This window comes from Azospirillum sp. VT-I1, assembly GCF_055698305.1.
In genome coordinates, this window is record NZ_CP168800.1 from 859,295 (window position 1) to 874,820 (window position 15,526).

Consider the following 15,526-nt stretch of genomic DNA (forward strand, 5'->3'; position numbering starts at 1 on the left):
CGCTAGAGTGCCGCCGCCTTGGCGGTTCGAGGCGACCGGGAGATCGAGGGGTTTGGCGGATGCGTCGCTGGCGCGGGGTGGGCAGGATCGTCGTGCTGGTCGGCGTGGCAACGCTCGCCGCCTGTGCGCAGAAGCCCGCCGGCACCGGCTCGGGCCTGCCGACCAGCGGCATCTACAAGGTGGGAAAGCCCTATCAGATCAACGGCGTCTGGTATTATCCCAAGGAAGACTACAGCTACGACGAGACGGGCATCGCCTCCTGGTACGGGCCCGGCTTCCATGAGAAGAACACCGCCAACGGCGAGATCTACGACCAGAACGAATTGACCGCCGCGCACCGGACCCTGCCGATGCCGAGCCTGGTGCGCGTCACCAACCTGGACAACGGTCGCTCCATCGTGGTGCGGGTCAACGACCGCGGTCCTTATGCCAACGGCCGCATCATCGACATGTCGCGCCGCGGCGCCCAACTGCTGGGCTTCGACGGTCCCGGCACGGCGAAGGTCCGCGTGCAGATCCTGGCGGAGGAAAGCCGGGCCATCGCCGCCGCGGCGCGCCAGGGAACCCCGGCCCCGCTGCTGGCGGAGATCGACGGCCCGCCGCCCAAGGCCGCTCCGCGTGGCCGGATCGAGGTGTCCGGACCGGCCGGGCCGGTGACGACGGTGTCGGCTTCGACCGGAGCGCCGCGCCCGGCGGTGGTCGGCGCCCCGGTGCCGCCGCCCGCCACCGTCGCCGGCAGCATGTCGGAAGGCCGGTTCGTCCCGGCGCCGGTGGTGGCGCAGTTGCCGGTGAAGCCGCAGGAGGCGATCTATGTCCAGGTCGGCGCCTTCGGCAGCGAAGAGAATGTGGCGAAGGCCCGCGCCCGGCTGTCCGCCATGGGCCAGCGCGCCAGCGTCAGCCTGACGCGGTCGGGCGGCATGTCCCTGCATCGCGTCAGGGTCGGGCCGCTGGACAGCGTCGATCGTGCCGACACCCTGCTCAACCAGATCATACAGGCCGGCCTTACGGAGGCCAAAATCGTGGTGGAATGAACCGGCCAGCCGATGTCCACTGTGACCGCCCACCTCGACCGCTGTGCCCAGCGCCTGTGACCGAGTGCCCTTGGAGGATTGTTGCCATGAACGCTGTTGTCGTCCGCCTGTGCGCCGTTTTCGGCCGTTCCGTCGCCCTTTCGGCCGGAATGGCGGCCGGAATCGCGATGGCCGGGGCCGCGATAGGCGCCGGCATGACCGCGGCCTCCGTCCAGGCTGCGACCATCGACACCATCGCCAAGCAGGCGATCCTGCTCGACCTCACCTCGAACACCGTGCTGTTCGAGAAGAACGCCGACGAGCGCATGGCGCCGTCGTCGATGAGCAAGATCATGACCGCCTACCTGACCTTCGAGGCGATCAAGGCCGGCCGCCTGACGCTGGAGAGCTCGCTGCCGGTCAGCGAGCGGGCGTGGCGGATGCAGGGCTCCAAGATGTTCGTGGAGCTTCACAACAACATCAAGGTTGACGACCTCATCAAGGGCATGATCGTCCAGTCCGGCAACGACGCCTGCATCGTGCTGGCCGAGGGTCTGGCCGGGTCCGAGGGCTCCTTCGCCGAGCAGGCGAACCGCAAGGGGCGCGAGCTGGGGCTGAAGGGCAGCAACTTCGTCAATTCCACCGGCTGGCCCGACCCCAACCACTACATGACCGCGCGCGATCTGGCGCTGCTGGCCGAGCATCTCATCAAGGACTATCCGGAATACTACCACTACTACTCGATCCGGGAGTTCAAGTATCACGGCATCAACCAGGGCAACCGCAACCCGCTGCTGTACCGCGGCATGGACGTGGACGGCATGAAGACCGGCCATACCGAAGCCGGCGGCTACGGCCTGACCGCGTCGGGCGAGCGCGAGGGGCGCCGCCTGCTGCTGGTGGTGAACGGCCTGCCCAGCATGCAGGCGCGCGCCGATGAGTCGGCCCGCCTGATCGAGTGGGGCTTCCGCGAATTCGCCACCTACACGCTCTACAAGGGCGGCGAGACGATCGAGCAGGTGCCGGTCTGGCTGGGCGAGCAGGAGACGGTGCCCGTCACCGTGCCGCAGAACCTGAGCGTCACCATGGGCCGCGCCGACCGCCCCGGCATGAAGGTGTCGCTGGTCAGCAACGCCCCGGTCGCCGCACCGATCAAGAAGGGTGACACGGTGGGCAAGCTGGTGATCACCGCCCCCGGCTTCCCGGGCAAGGAGGTGCCGGTGGTGGCCGCCCAGGACGTGCCGAAGGCCGGCATCTTCGGCCGCGCCTTCGCCGCCGCCAAGTATCTCGTCTTCGGCAACAGCCTGTGACCGTGACGACCATGCCGACCTCTCCACATCGCGGGCGCTTCATCACGCTGGAAGGCGGCGAAGGGGCCGGCAAGTCGACGCAGCTGCGCCGGCTGGCCGAAACCCTGCGGGAGGCCCTGCGCACCCGCGGCCTGGAGTTGGTGACGACGCGGGAGCCGGGCGGGTCACCGGGGGCCGAGGAGATCCGCGGCCTGCTGGTGACCGGCGAGACCGGGCGCTGGAGCCCGGTGACCGAGGCACTGCTGCACACCGCCGCCCGCCGCGACCATCTGGAGCGCACGGTTTGGCCGGCGCTGGAGGCCGGCAACTGGGTGCTGTGCGACCGCTTCTTCGACAGCACCATGGCCTATCAGGGCTATGGGCTGGGGCTGGGGCGGGAATTGGTGGAGACCCTGCAGACGGCGGCGCTGGGCGGCTTCCGCCCCGACCTGACCTTGATCCTCGACATCGACGTGGAGACGGGGCTGCGCCGCGCGGTGGCGCGCCATGGCGGCGAGGACCGCTATGAGCGGATGGACATCGGCTTTCACCAGCGGTTGCGCGACGGTTTCCTCGACATCGCCCGGCGGGAGCCCGAGCGCTGCGCGGTGGTGGACGCCGATGCCGACCTCGACACCGTGCAGGCGCGCATCTGGGACGCGGTGTCCGGCCGGTTGGGGCTGGTGTCTTGAGCAAGGCGCGCACCCCGGCCGCCCCGGCCGCGGAGGAGGCGCTCGCCCCCCGGCGCAACCCCGACCTCGTCGGCCATGAGGAGGCGGAGCGGCTGCTGCTGGAGGCGTGGAACTCCGGCCGGCTGCCGCATGCCTGGCTGATCGGCGGGACGCCGGGAATCGGCAAGGCGACGCTGGCCTTCCGCTTCGCCCGCTTCGTCCTGGCGCAGGAGCAGCCGGGCGACAGCCTGTTCGGTGGGAATGCTCCGGTCACGTCCCTGCACATCGGCCCGGACCATCCGGTGTTCCGGCGGGTGGCCTCGGGCGGCCATGCCGACCTGCTGACGGTGGAGCGCCAGCGCGACGAGAAGAAGGACCGGCTGAAGCGCGACATCGCGGTGGACGACGTGCGCAAGATCGGCCCCTTCCTGCGCCGCACCTCGGCGGAAGGCGGCTGGCGCGTCGCGGTGATCGACGGCGCCGACCGCATGAACCTGAGCGGCCTGAACGCCATCCTGAAGATCCTGGAGGAGCCGCCGCCCGGCGCCCTGCTGCTGCTGGTCAGCGACAATCCCGGCGGGATGCTGCCGACCATCCGCTCGCGCTGCCGCAAGCTGACGCTGAAGCCGCTGGCGGAGGAAACGGTGATCGACCTGCTGGGGCAGCACCGGCCCGACATCGCCGCCGACGACCGTCCGGCGCTGGCCCGCCTGTCGGAGGGCAGCGTCGGCCGCGCCATCGATCTGGCCGATGCGGGCGGGCTGGCGCTCTACCGCGAGATGATCGGGCTGTTGTCGGACCTGCCGCGCATCGACATCGTCGCGGCCCACGCCTTCGGCGACAAGCTGACCCGCAAACAGGACGACGGGATGTTCGAGACGGCGACGGAGCTGCTGGTCTGGTGGCTGGCCCGCTTCGCCCGGTCGCTCGCCCGCGGCTCCTGGCCGGCGGAGGTGGTGCCGGGCGAGGCCGCCCTGATGACCCGGCTGGCCAACGCCCGCGGCCTTGAACGTTGGGTGGAGGTGTGGGAAAAGGTTCAGCGTCTTTTCGCGCGCGCGGAATCCGCAAACCTGGACCGCAAGCAGGTGGTCCTGAACGCGCTGTCGGCGCTGGAAACGGCCGCCGCCTAGCGTTTTTCGAGACGAGCCGACAAACCTACTGGAAGAAAGTGCCGCAAATGGCCGGGCCGAAGACCTTCTACCTGACGACGCCGATCTATTACGTGAACGACGTGCCGCACATCGGCCACGCCTACACGACGCTTGCCTGCGACGTCCTCGCCCGGTTCATGCGCCTCGACGGCTATGACGTGAAGTTCCTGACCGGCACCGACGAGCACGGCCAGAAGGTGGAGAAGTCGGCGGAGAAGGCCGGCATCCCGCCGCAGGACTTCACCGACCGGGTGTCGCAGAACTTCCGCGATCTCGTGTCGCTGATGAATTATTCCAACGACGACTTCATCCGCACCACCGAGCCGCGCCACGTCAAGTCGGTTCAGGCGCTGTGGACGGTGCTGAAGGAGAAGGGCGAGATTTACCTCGGCTCCTATGCCGGTTGGTATTCGGTTCGCGACGAAGCCTTCTACGGCGAGGACGAGCTGACCACCAACGCCGAGGGCAAGAAGATCGCCCCGACCGGCGCCGAGTGCGAGTGGGTCGAGGAGCCCTCATACTTCTTCAAGCTCTCGGCCTGGCAGGACCGGCTGATCGAGTTCTACGAGCAGAATCCGGACTTCATCGCGCCGGCCGGCAAGCGCAACGAGGTGATGGCCTTCGTCAAGTCGGGGCTGAAGGACCTGTCGGTCAGCCGCACCACCTTCAAGTGGGGCATCCCGGTGCCGGGCGACGACGCCCACATCATGTATGTCTGGCTCGACGCACTGGCGAACTACATCACCGCCGTCGGCTATCCCGACACGACGGGCGAGTATGCCAAATACTGGCCGGCCGACCTGCACATGGTCGGCAAGGACATCCTGCGCTTCCATGCCGTCTACTGGCCGGCCTTCCTGATGGCCGCCGGCCTGCAGCCGCCCAAGCGGGTCTTCGCCCATGGCTGGTGGACGATCGAAGGCCAGAAGATGTCGAAGTCGCTGGGCAACGTCATCGCGCCGGAAACGCTGGTCAACACCTACGGCCTCGACCAGACCCGCTATTTCCTGCTGCGCGAAGTGCCGTTCGGCAATGACGGCGACTTCTCGCACAAGCAGATGGTCAACCGGATCAACGGCAACCTCGCCAACGATTACGGCAATCTGGTGCAGCGCGTCCTGTCGATGATCGGCAAGAACTGCGGCGCCGCCGTGCCGACGCCGGGTGAGTTCACCGAAGCCGACAACGCGCTGCTTGGCTCGGCCTACGGCATGCTCGATATCGTGCGGGCGGAGATCAGGGCGCAGGCCTTCCACAAGGCGCTGGACGCCATCTGGGCCGTGGTCGGCGACGCCAACCGCTATGTCGACGAACAGGCCCCCTGGGCGCTGAAGAAGACCGATCCGGCGCGCATGGCGACGGTGCTGTATGTGCTGGCCGAGACGATCCGCCATCTCGCCATCCTGACCCAGCCGGTGATGCCGGACGCCTCCGCCCGGATCCTCGACCTGCTGGCGCTGGGTCCGGACGCGCGCGGCTTCGGCACGCTGGGTCCGTTGGGGGCGCTGGTCGCCGGCACGCCGCTGCCGACGCCGCAGGGCGTCTTCCCGCGTTACGTCGAAGAACCGAAGGCCTGAGTTTCCCTTATGCTCGTCGACAGCCATTGCCATCTCGACTTTCCCGATTTCGCCGAAGAGCTGGACGCGGTCGTCGACCGCGCCCGGCAGGCCGGCATCGGGCGGATGGTCACCATCTGCACCTATATCAGCCGGTTCGACCGCATCCTGGCGGTGGCCGAGCGCTATGACGACATCCTCTGCTCGGTTGGGGTCCATCCCCATCAGGCGGCAGAGGAGTTCGCCATCACCACCGTGGACAAGCTGGTGGAGCTGTCGCGCCATCCCAAGGTGATCGGGCTGGGCGAGACCGGGCTCGACTATTTCTACGACAAGAGCCCGCGCGACCAGCAGCAGGAGTGCTTCCGCCGGCACATCCGCGCCAGCCTGGAGACCGGCCTGCCGCTGATCATCCACACCCGCGACGCCGACGACGACACCATGCGCATCGTCAAGGAGGAAGCGGCCGGACAAAAGGTGAAGGGGCTGCTGCACTGCTTCAGCTCCGGCCGGGCGCTGGCGGAGGAGGCGGTGGAGTACGGCTTCAGCCTGTCGCTGTCGGGGATCGTCACCTTCAAGAAGTCGGAGGATCTCCGCGCCATCGTGAAGGACGTGCCGCTCGACCGCATCCTGGTGGAGACGGACGCGCCCTATCTGGCGCCGATCCCCTTCCGCGGCAAGCGCAACGAGCCGGCCTATGTCGCCCACACCGCCGCCTGCGTGGCGGAGGTGAAGGGCGTGTCGGCAGACGAGCTGGCCCGCGTCACCACCGACAACTTCTTCCGCCTGTTCGCCAAGGCGGCTGCATGAGTGTGGACGGCGCATCAACCGGTGCTGTGCGCGTAACCGTCCTTGGCTGTGGCGGGTCGCGCGGCGTGCCGGTGATCGCCGGGGTGCCGGGCGGCCAGTGGGGCCGCTGCGATCCGACCAACCCGAAGAACCGCCGCATGCGCCCGTCGGTGCTGGTCGAGAGCGGCGAAGTGTCGGTCCTGGTCGACACCTCCCCCGACCTGCGGCAGCAGCTGCTCGACAGCGGCTGCGCGCGGCTGGACGCCGTGCTGTGGACGCACCAGCATGCCGACCACTGCCACGGCATCGACGAACTGCGCGAGATCTGCCGGCAGATGCATGCGCCCATCGACGCCTATGGCTGGGACGAGCATCTGCGCGACATCGAGATCCGCTTCCCCTACTGCTTCGATCCGCTGCCCGACGGCTATCCCTTCTACCGCCCGGTGCTGAGGTCGCACCGCATCGACGGCCCGTTCAGCGTGAGCGGGCTGGAGGTGACGCCGTTCGAGCAGGACCACGGCTATATGCGGACGGTCGGCTACCGGTTCGGGCGCTTCGCCTATTCGACCGACGTGGTGCGGCTGGACGAACGCGCGTTCGAAGCGCTGGCGGGGGTGGACACCTGGATGGTCGATTGCGGCCGGATCGAGCCGCCGCATCCGGTGCATGCGCATCTGGCGCTGACGCTGGAATGGATCGCGCGGGTGCAGCCGCGGCGGGCCTATCTGACCCACATGGACAACACGATGGACTACGACAGCCTGCGGCGGATGCTGCCGGAGGGGGTCGAGCCGGCGTTTGATGGGATGGTGATCGAGGTGTGAGGGGTTGGCTTACGAATGCCCCCACCTAACCTCCCCGCTCTCAGCGGACCTACGGTCCGCCTGCCGCGTCAGCACAAAGCATAGCTTTGTGCGAGAGCTGGGCGGGGAGGGACTGCCGCCCCTCTCCCGCCTAAGCACTTGCCCCCTCCCCGCCCAGCGGGGGAGGGTTGGGGTGGGGGCAATCGAAGCCGACGCCCCCCAAACTCCGCCTTACTTCTTCTTCTCAAGCGGCGGGGCCGCGTAGACGAAGCGGTCGAAGCTGTATTCGGCGACGCGGAACCACAGATACTCCTCCTCGCGGAACTTCTTCCACGCCTCGTAGATCTTGCGGAACTTCTCGTTCTTCGCCGCTTCTTCCTCGTACACCTCGATGGCGGCCTGATAGCAGGCCTGCATCACCTCGTTGGGGAAGGGACGCAGCTGGGTGCCGGCGGCGACCAGACGCTTCAGCGCGGTCATGTTCTGGACGTCGTACTTGCCCAGCATGTCCAGCGTGGCGTCGGCGCAGGCCGCGTGCAGCGCCGCCTTGTAGGCCGGCGGCAGCGATTCGAACTTCTCCTTGCCGAACATCATGGAGACCTGCGGGCCGCCTTCCCACCAGCCGGGATAGTAGTAGTACTTAGCGACCTTGTTGAAGCCGAGCTTCTCGTCGTCATAGGGGCCGACGAACTCGGCGCCGTCGATGGTGCCCTTCTCCAGCGCCGGGTAGATGTCGCCGCCGCCGATCTGCTGCGGCACGACGCCCAGGCGGGCCATGATGGTGCCGGCATAGCCGCCGATGCGGAACTTCAGGCCCTTCAGGTCCTCGACCGACTTGATTTCCTTGCGGAACCAGCCGCCCATCTGGGTGCCGGTGTTGCCGGCGCCGATGGCGACGAGGTTGTGGCCGGCGAAGAACTCCGCCATCAGCTCCTTGCCGCCGCCATGGGTCATCCAGGCGTTCTGCTGGCGGGCGTTCAGGCCGAACGGCATCGCCGCGTCGAAGGCGAAGGTCGGATCCTTGCCGACGTAATAGTAGGAGACGGTATGGCCGCACTCGATCGTGCCGTCCTTGACCGCATCCAGAACCTGCAGCGCCGGGACGATCTCACCGGCCGCGAAAACGCGGATCTGGAACTTGCCGTCGGTCAGCTCGGCCACGCGCTTGGACACGAACTCGGCACCGCCATAGATGGTGTCGAGGCTCTTCGGGAAGCTGGAGGCGCAACGCCACTTGATCTCGGGCGAGGACTGGGCGATGGCGGGGGCGGCAAGCGTGCTGGCGGCGACGCCCACACCGGCCGAGGTCAGAAATGCACGACGTTTCATCCAGAAGCTCCCTTTGTCCGTTCTCTGTTATGCGTTGTTATGCGTTCTTATAGCCGGACCGGGGTCAGCCGGCCCGCAACCGGCAAAGCCGGCCCCTCGACGGGACCGGACGGCACCGGTTGAGCGGGAAAAGCGGGAGTGGTCGGGATGCACGCCCGGCCAAGCCGGACGGCGCATTGGGGACATCGCGGAAACTCAGGCGCCTGCGCATGGGCGGCCCGGCCGTTTCCGGTCTCTACTCGCGCTTCCTCCCATCCATCCGGGTTGCAGCCGGCCTTTGGGCCGATCCGTCCCAGCTTTCTTTCGCTGACCGGATTATGCAGTAAGCCAACGGTCGGGATCAAGCGCGAAGCGGAATTGACGTCCGTATTTCAGAGGTTTAACGGTGCGGCGCGAAGCCGCGGGGGTGCTCAACCACTCCGCTCCGGCGCCGGCTGCGCAGGGTCCGCCACCCACCCACTCGAAACCGGCGGCGATACCCCCATTTGTTGCAGGAACAGCCGAAGGTCCTGGAAATCGTCCAGCCGCGGAGCAGCGGCCGGGCTGGAGTGTTGATGAGGGAGAACGGGAACTTGCGGGTTGGATGGCCATGAAAGAGGCGACTGCGACGGAGCGCGGGGCGGAAGCCGCCGCGGCGCGTGACCTGCGGCTGGATTTCTTCCGCGGGCTGGCCCTGTGGTTCATCTTCGTCAACCACATCCCGGCCAACCAGATCTCCTGGCTGACGCCGCGCAATTTCGGCCTGAGCGACGCCACGGAGATCTTCGTCTTCATCTCCGGCTACACCGCGGCGCTGGTCTATGGCCGGACGCTGGAGCGGCAGGGCATGCCGATGACGGCGGCGCAGGTTCTGCACCGCTGCTGGACGCTCTACGCCACCTACATCATCCTGTTCTTCGCCTTCACCGCGCAGATCGCCTACACCGCCCGCGCCTTCGACAGTCCGCTGTTCGCGGAGGAGATGGGCATCGCCAGCTATTTCCAGGATCCCGTCACCGCCCTGACCCAGGCCCTTCTGCTGAAGTTCCGGCCGGCCAACCTGGACGTGCTGCCGCTCTACATCGTGCTTCTGCTGGCCTTTCCCCTGCTGCTGCCAGCGCTGCGCCGCCGGCCGCTGGCGGTCCTGGCCGGCTCCGGCGCGGTCTATCTGGCGGCGCGTTACTGGGGCTGGAACCTGCCCACCCATCCCGACGGCGGCGTCTGGTACTTCAACCCCTTCACCTGGCAGTTGCTGTTCGTGGCCGGCGGCGCGCTTCAGTTCCAGCCGGAGTTGCGCGCGTCCCTGACCCGCTTCCGCCTGCCGGTGATGGCCGTCGCGGTCGCCATCCTGCTGGCCAGCCTGTTCCTGACGCTGTCCTGGAAGTTCCCCCCGCTGCACACGGTGATCCCGGAAAGGGTGGCGGAGATCCTCTACCCCATCAGCAAGACCGACCTCGACCCGCTGCGGCTGCTGCATTTCTTCGCGCTGACCTATCTGGTCCTGTGGCTGGTGCCGCCCGGCGCGTCCTGGCTGCGCGGGCCGCTGGCCGCCCCGGTGCTCGACTGCGGGCGGCAGTCGCTGCAGGTGTTCTGCCTGGGCGTGCTGCTGTCCTTCGCCGGGCAGACCGTGCTGGTCCATGTCAGCGGATCGCTTTCGGCACAATTCCTTGTCACGGTGTTCGGCATCGCCACGATGGTGCTGCTGGCCCGCTTCCTGATATGGTACCAGTCGGCCGAACGGGCGCGCCGCCACGGCAGGGTCACGGCCAGCAGGAATGTGGGCGCATGAAGGGACGGGGGTTCAGACGGTTGCTGACGGCCGCGGCCGTGGTGCTGGCGGTTTCCACCCTTTCAGGTCCGGGCCACGCGTCGTCCGTGGCGATCGACCCGGCCTGTGCCGTTCCGGACTCCCTGCTCGCATCCGGTGAGCGGCTGCCGCGGGCCGCCGCGAAGTTCGCCGCCGGCCGGCCGCTGTCGGTCCTGATCGTCCATTCCGGCAAGCAGGCGTCGAAGCCCGGCATCGTCGGCTACCCCACCCGGCTGGAGGAGGAGCTGAAGCGCCGCCTGCCCGGCCGCGCCGTGCGGACCACCGTGTTGAGCCTGCCCGGCGAGCCCGCCCCCGCCATGGTGGCGCCGCTGACCCAGGCCGTCGACGACCAGCGCCCGACGCTGGTGGTCTGGCAGACCGGCACCGTCGACGCCATGCGCAACCTCGATCCCGAGAGCTTCGGCACGGCGCTGCAGGCCGGCATCGACGAGGTCCAGCGCCGCGGCGCCGACATCGTCATCATGGACATGCAGTACAGCATGCACACGGCGCAGCTGATCGACTTCGCCCCCTACCTGTCCTACATCGCGTGGCTGGCCCAGGGCTCCGACGTCTTCCATTTCCCGCGCTACGACATCATGCGGCGCTGGGTGGAGGAAGGCCGGGTCGATTTCACCGACGAGGGGGAAGAGGCGAAGCGGAGGTCTTATGATTTCGTTCACCAATGCATCGGACAATTGCTGGCGGAAAGCATCGCCACGATGATCGCCCCGCCGGCGGTCGCCCGAAGCAATGGAACGAGTCCTTGAGCAGCATCCTGCATCGCGCCGCCCGCACCCTGACACTGATCGCCACCCTCACCATTTCCATTCCCGCCCTGGCCGCCGATCCCGCCAGCCCGGCGCAGTGCCAGCTGCCGCGCGGCGACGCGGCGCTTTCGGCGCCCCTGCCCCATCTGTCCCAGCGCATCGCCACCGGCGCGCCGATCCGGATCGTCGCCATCGGCTCCTCCTCCACCGCCGGGGCGGGGGCGAGCGCGCCCGACAAGACCTATCCGGCCCGCCTGTCGCATTATCTGGCCGAACGGTTCCGCAATGCGGAGATTGCCGTGCTGAACCGCGGCGTCAACGGCGAGACCGACGACCAGACCGAAAAGCGGATCGACGCCGACGCCCTGGGCGCCAAGCCCGATCTGGTGATCTGGCAGGTCGGCGCCAACACGGTGCTGCGCGACGGCGACCAGGACCTGAGCGAGCGCTCCGTCCGCCAGGGGGTGGAACGGCTACGCGCCGCCGGGGTGGACGTGGTGCTGATGGACCTGCAATACGCCCCGAAGATGCTGGAGAAGACCGGCGTCGCCCCGATGCTGACGCGCATCGCCGGGATCGCCGCCGACCAGCGGGTCGGCCTGTTCCATCGCTTCGAGGTGATGCGGTCGCTGGTGGAAAAGCGCGGCATGGCCGTCACCGACCTGATCGGTCCGGACGGCGTCCACCAGAACGACGGCGGTTACGATTGCGTCGCGCGGATGCTGGCGATGGGGATCGAGGACGCGGTGCGCGTCCATGAGAGCGGGGTGAAGCGGTAGGGGGCTCTCAGAGCCCCTCTCTCCGGGAGGTCTCCCTCCCCCACTCTCAGCGGACCTTTGGTCCGCCCGCCGCGACAGCGCAAACTTCGTTTGCGCGAAAGCGGGGAGAGGGGATATCACCGCTGCATCATCGCGCTTTCCTTGCCGCACAGGAAGAACACCTTCGAATAAACCTTCAGCAGGGCGTCGGTCAGCGCCTGCACCTCGGGGCTGCCCATGGCGCGCGGCTTGGCGGGGTCGACATGCAGGACGCAGCTGTCCTTCACGTCGTTGAAGGCGGCCAGCGCGTGGATGCGGTCGGGGCGGAACTCGTCGGGGAAATTCTCGTCCATCAGCCAGAAGCACTGGAAGTTCCGGCAGGATTGCGGCCGCTCCTCGTAGATCGAGCAGCCCTTGCCCTGGTCGCAGGACGCGCACCATTTGGCCGAAGGCTTCTTCAGCTCCGGCACCCCCATCAGCTTGCAGCAGAGGGTGCATTCACCGCAGGTGCGGTCCGACATCACGCAAACTCCAAATCAGCGGCTCGCAGCGGCCTCAAGCCGGTGCTGGCAGGGCGATGTGCTCGTCTTCGGCGGCCAGCAGCCGCTCCACCGCGTCCGGCGGGGCCGGGCGGGCGAAGTGATAGCCTTGGGCGTACTTGCACAGACCGCGCAGATACACCGCTTCGTCCGCCGTTTCCACCCCTTCCGCCACCGCGTCCAGCCGCAAAATGGTGGCAAGGCCGGCGATGACCTGGACGATGGCGGCGTTGCCCTCCCCCGTCGAGACCGCACGGACGAAGCTGCGGTCGATCTTCAGCACATCCACCGGCAGCTTGTGCAGATAGGCCAGGGAGGAATAGCCGGTGCCGAAATCGTCGATGGACAGGCGGACGTCCATGTCGCGGATGCTCTGCATCAGCATCCGGCATTCGTCCGGATCCTGCATCAGCAGGCTTTCGGTCAGCTCCAGCTTCAGGCTGGACGGCGGGATCGGCACGGCGTCCAGCAGGTCGCGCACCGCCCCGACCAGATCGTCGTCGCGGAACTGCCGGGTGGAGACGTTGACGCTCATGAACAGCGGCGTGGTGCGCGGGAAACGCGCCTGCCACAGCGCCAGCTGCCGCACCGCCTCCCCCAGCGCCCAGCGGCCCATCGGCGCGATCAGGCCGGTCTCCTCGGCCAGCGGGATGAACTCCGCCGGCGGGACCAGCCCGCGGTCGGGGTGGTTCCAGCGCATCAACGCCTCGAAGCCGGCGATGGCCCCGGTCTCCAGCAGGACGATGGGCTGGTAGTGCAGGCAGAGCTGCCCCTGTTCCAGAGCGGCGCGCAGATCGGCCTCCATCCGCATGGCGGCCATCGCCTGCCGGCGCAGATTGGCGTCGAACACGTCGATGCGCGCCCGCCCGCCGCTTTTGGCGCGGTACATGGACAGGCTGGCGTCGCGCAGCATGTCCTCCGCCCGGTCGTAACCGGTCTGGCTCAGCGCCACGCCGATGGAGGCGGTCAGCACGAGGCCGCGCCCCTCCTCCAGCGTGATGGGGCGGGAGATGGCGCGAGCCATGCGCTCCGCCGCCTCCAGCGCGTCGCCGGCATCGTCCAGCTCGTCCACCAGCACGGCGAACTCGTCGGCGGACAGGCGGGCCAGCGTGTCGCCGACGCGGCGGCTGGTGTCGAGCCGCCTGGCGACAATGCGCAGCACGCGGTCGCCGGCGCTGCTGCCCAGCGCGTCGTTGATCGCCTTGAAGCGGTCCAGGTCGATGATGATCGCGGCGAAGGGCCGGGCGCCGACCCGGCGGTTGCGGTCCAGCGCCTGCCCGATGCGGTCGAGCAGAAGCGTGCGGTTCGGCAGCCCGGTCATGGCGTCGTGGACGGCGTCGAACAGGATCTGCTGCTCGGCCCGCTTGCGCGCGGTGATGTCGGTCATCGAGCCGGCCATGCGGACGGCGCAGCCCTTCTCGTTCCGCACCGCCAGCCCGCGCACCAGCATCCACATCTCCCCGCCGGCCTTGTCGCGGATGCGGAATTCATACTGGAGATGCGGGCGCTCGCCGGTCAGGTGCAGATTGATCGCGGTGCGCAGCCCGTCCAGGTCGCCGGGCTGGACGCGCCCGAACCACTCGTCGACAGTGCCGCCGATCTCGGCATCCTCATAGCCCAGCATCGCCTTCCAGCGGGGAGTAGTAGATCTCGCCGCTGTCGATGTGCCAGTCCCACAGACCGTCGGCGGCGCCGGCGGCGGCCAGCGCATAGCGCTCCTCGCTCTGGCGCAGGCGCTGCTCGGCGAGCTTGCGGTCGGTGATGTCGGCGACGGACCCGACCAGCCGGATCGGCATCCCCGCATCGTCCATCACCGCCATGCCGCGGCAGACCAGCCAGCGCCATTGCGGCGTGGCGGCGGCGGCATCGGCGCGGCGGACGCGGTGTTCGATCTGGAAGGGAACCGTCAGCCCGACCATCTGCGCCTCGAAGGAGGCGTGCAGCCAGTCGATGTCCTCAGGGTGGACCAGCGACAGCCAGTCGTTCGGCCGGTTGGCCTCGCGGCCGGAATCGGCCGGGGGCAGACCGAGAAAATCCTTGAAGCGCGGGGAGAGATACAGCGTGTCGCTACGCAGGTCCCAATCCCAGACGCCTTCGGAGCCGGCCTTTTCAGCCAGCAGATATCGGTCGATGTTGGTGTGCAAAACCCCTCGTCGGACCCGTTGGCGGCCAGCGATTGGTGGGGCTTCCCACCGTTTAGCTCACGATTGTAGGGGAGGTTTGGTGAAGAATCGGTGAATGCCCCCAATGCGGGCGGTCCCCTTCTTCGTGACCGGTTCCCTTGTGGAGATTTTTTCCTATATTAGGATAGCTCGCCACCTCATCCGCGAACGGCACCGATGGATTGGTCCGACCAGGGAATCGTTCTGTCCGCCCGCCCCCAGGGGGAAGGGTCCGCCGTGGCGACCCTGCTGACGCGCGACCATGGCCGCCATGCCGGCATGGTGATGGGCGGCCGGTCGGCGCGCCAGCGCGGCACGCTGGAGCCGGGGACGCTGGTCCATGCCCGCTGGCGCGGCCGGTTGCCGGAGCATCTCGGCCATTTCACGCTGGAGCCGGTGAAGGGCTATGCCGCCAACTTCTTCGACGACGCACAGGCGCTGGCGGCACTCATCAGCGCCTGCGCGCTGGTGGAGGCGGCCTTGCCGGAGCGGGAGGCGCACCCTGCCCTGTTCGACGGGCTGCTCGCCCTGTTCGATTTGCTGGACAGCCCGGCCTGGGCGGAAAGCTATGTGCGGTGGGAGGTCGGGCTGCTGGCGGAGCTTGGATTCGGCCTCGACCTCGACCGCTGTGCGGTGTCAGGGGCTAACGACTATCTCGCCTATGTCAGCCCGCGCACCGGCCGCGCGGTGACCGCATCGGTGGGAGAGCCCTATCGCGACCGGCTGCTGCCCCTGCCCGACTTCCTGGCCGGACGCGGCGGCGGCGGGCCGGCCTCGGTGTCCGACGGGCTGCGGCTGACCGCGCATTTCCTGGAACGCCACGTGCTGAACGGGCCGCTGCCGCCCGCGCGCGAACGCCTGAGAGAACGTTACGCGAACGCGGTAGCGCGCTCCGCCTGAAACTGTTAAA

General features: G+C 68.2%; 15 protein-coding genes. 11 read left to right on the forward strand and 4 right to left on the reverse strand.

Translation table 11 applies throughout. The annotated features are described in order from the left end of the window. Positions 1–59: 59 nt before the first annotated feature. The 7 genes from AB8P05_RS04090 to AB8P05_RS04120 all read left to right on the forward strand — a co-directional run bounded on the left by AB8P05_RS04090 (position 60) and on the right by AB8P05_RS04120 (position 7,293). A complete protein-coding gene (locus tag AB8P05_RS04090) occupies positions 60–1,031 on the forward strand; it encodes a septal ring lytic transglycosylase RlpA family protein (RefSeq protein WP_472758909.1) in 972 nt (323 codons plus the stop codon). An 86-nt stretch (positions 1,032–1,117) separates the two neighbouring features. After that, positions 1,118–2,320 (forward strand): D-alanyl-D-alanine carboxypeptidase family protein, encoded by a 1,203-nt coding sequence (locus AB8P05_RS04095; protein ID WP_472758910.1) that lies wholly within the window; start codon positions 1,118–1,120, stop codon positions 2,318–2,320. Between the two features lie 11 nt (positions 2,321–2,331). Next, a complete protein-coding gene (gene tmk / locus AB8P05_RS04100; RefSeq protein ID WP_472759308.1) occupies positions 2,332–2,991 on the forward strand; it encodes a dTMP kinase in 660 nt (219 codons plus the stop codon). Then, entirely contained in the window at positions 2,988–4,100 is a 1,113-nt protein-coding gene (locus AB8P05_RS04105; protein ID WP_472758911.1) for a DNA polymerase III subunit delta', read from the forward strand. The genes tmk and AB8P05_RS04105 overlap by 4 nt, the downstream gene beginning before the upstream one ends. Continuing rightward, positions 3,995–5,698 carry a methionine--tRNA ligase gene (metG, locus tag AB8P05_RS04110; protein WP_472758912.1) on the forward strand — a complete coding sequence of 568 codons (1,704 nt, stop codon included), beginning with the start codon at positions 3,995–3,997 and terminating at the stop codon, positions 5,696–5,698. The genes AB8P05_RS04105 and metG overlap by 106 nt, the downstream gene beginning before the upstream one ends. A 9-nt stretch (positions 5,699–5,707) precedes the next feature. Beyond that, a complete protein-coding gene (locus AB8P05_RS04115) occupies positions 5,708–6,487 on the forward strand; it encodes a TatD family hydrolase (RefSeq protein WP_472758913.1) in 780 nt (259 codons plus the stop codon). Further along, complete coding sequence (locus AB8P05_RS04120; protein WP_472758914.1) at positions 6,484–7,293, forward strand: MBL fold metallo-hydrolase; 810 nt, start codon at positions 6,484–6,486, stop codon at positions 7,291–7,293. Before AB8P05_RS04115 ends, AB8P05_RS04120 begins: the two co-directional genes overlap by 4 nt. A 210-nt stretch (positions 7,294–7,503) precedes the next feature. Here AB8P05_RS04120 and AB8P05_RS04125 read toward each other — a convergent pair whose 3' ends face one another. Further along, the gene (locus tag AB8P05_RS04125) at positions 7,504–8,601 is read right to left on the reverse strand and encodes a TRAP transporter substrate-binding protein (protein ID WP_472758915.1); all 1,098 of its coding nucleotides are present in this window, start codon (positions 8,599–8,601) and stop codon (positions 7,504–7,506) included. A 589-nt stretch (positions 8,602–9,190) separates the two neighbouring features. Here AB8P05_RS04125 and AB8P05_RS04130 point away from each other — a divergent pair. Genes AB8P05_RS04130 through AB8P05_RS04140 form a run of 3 tightly spaced genes read left to right on the forward strand, consistent with a single transcriptional unit; the run spans position 9,191 to position 11,936 of the window. Further along, positions 9,191–10,369 (forward strand): OpgC family protein, encoded by a 1,179-nt coding sequence (locus tag AB8P05_RS04130; RefSeq protein ID WP_472758916.1) that lies wholly within the window; start codon positions 9,191–9,193, stop codon positions 10,367–10,369. A 20-nt stretch (positions 10,370–10,389) separates the two neighbouring features. Continuing rightward, positions 10,390–11,157 carry an SGNH/GDSL hydrolase family protein gene (locus AB8P05_RS04135; RefSeq protein ID WP_472758917.1) on the forward strand — a complete coding sequence of 256 codons (768 nt, stop codon included), beginning with the start codon at positions 10,390–10,392 and terminating at the stop codon, positions 11,155–11,157. After that, entirely contained in the window at positions 11,154–11,936 is a 783-nt protein-coding gene (locus tag AB8P05_RS04140; RefSeq protein WP_472758918.1) for an SGNH/GDSL hydrolase family protein, read from the forward strand. Before AB8P05_RS04135 ends, AB8P05_RS04140 begins: the two co-directional genes overlap by 4 nt. A gap of 116 nt (positions 11,937–12,052) precedes the next feature. Here the strand turns inward: AB8P05_RS04140 and AB8P05_RS04145 are convergent, their stop codons facing one another. Genes AB8P05_RS04145 through AB8P05_RS04155 form a run of 3 tightly spaced genes read right to left on the reverse strand, consistent with a single transcriptional unit; the run spans position 12,053 to position 14,598 of the window. Beyond that, positions 12,053–12,436 (reverse strand): hypothetical protein, encoded by a 384-nt coding sequence (locus AB8P05_RS04145; protein WP_109096859.1) that lies wholly within the window; start codon positions 12,434–12,436, stop codon positions 12,053–12,055. A 34-nt stretch (positions 12,437–12,470) separates the two neighbouring features. Next, positions 12,471–14,078 (reverse strand): putative bifunctional diguanylate cyclase/phosphodiesterase, encoded by a 1,608-nt coding sequence (locus AB8P05_RS04150; RefSeq protein WP_472758919.1) that lies wholly within the window; start codon positions 14,076–14,078, stop codon positions 12,471–12,473. Then, the gene (locus AB8P05_RS04155) at positions 14,065–14,598 is read right to left on the reverse strand and encodes a PAS domain-containing protein (RefSeq protein WP_472758920.1); all 534 of its coding nucleotides are present in this window, start codon (positions 14,596–14,598) and stop codon (positions 14,065–14,067) included. Before AB8P05_RS04155 ends, AB8P05_RS04150 begins: the two co-directional genes overlap by 14 nt. A gap of 195 nt (positions 14,599–14,793) precedes the next feature. On the opposite strand from AB8P05_RS04155, the gene recO reads away from it, so the two are divergent. Next, positions 14,794–15,516, forward strand: a complete 723-nt coding sequence (gene recO / locus AB8P05_RS04160; RefSeq protein ID WP_472758921.1) for a DNA repair protein RecO — start codon at positions 14,794–14,796, stop codon at positions 15,514–15,516. Positions 15,517–15,526: the final 10 nt, after the last annotated feature.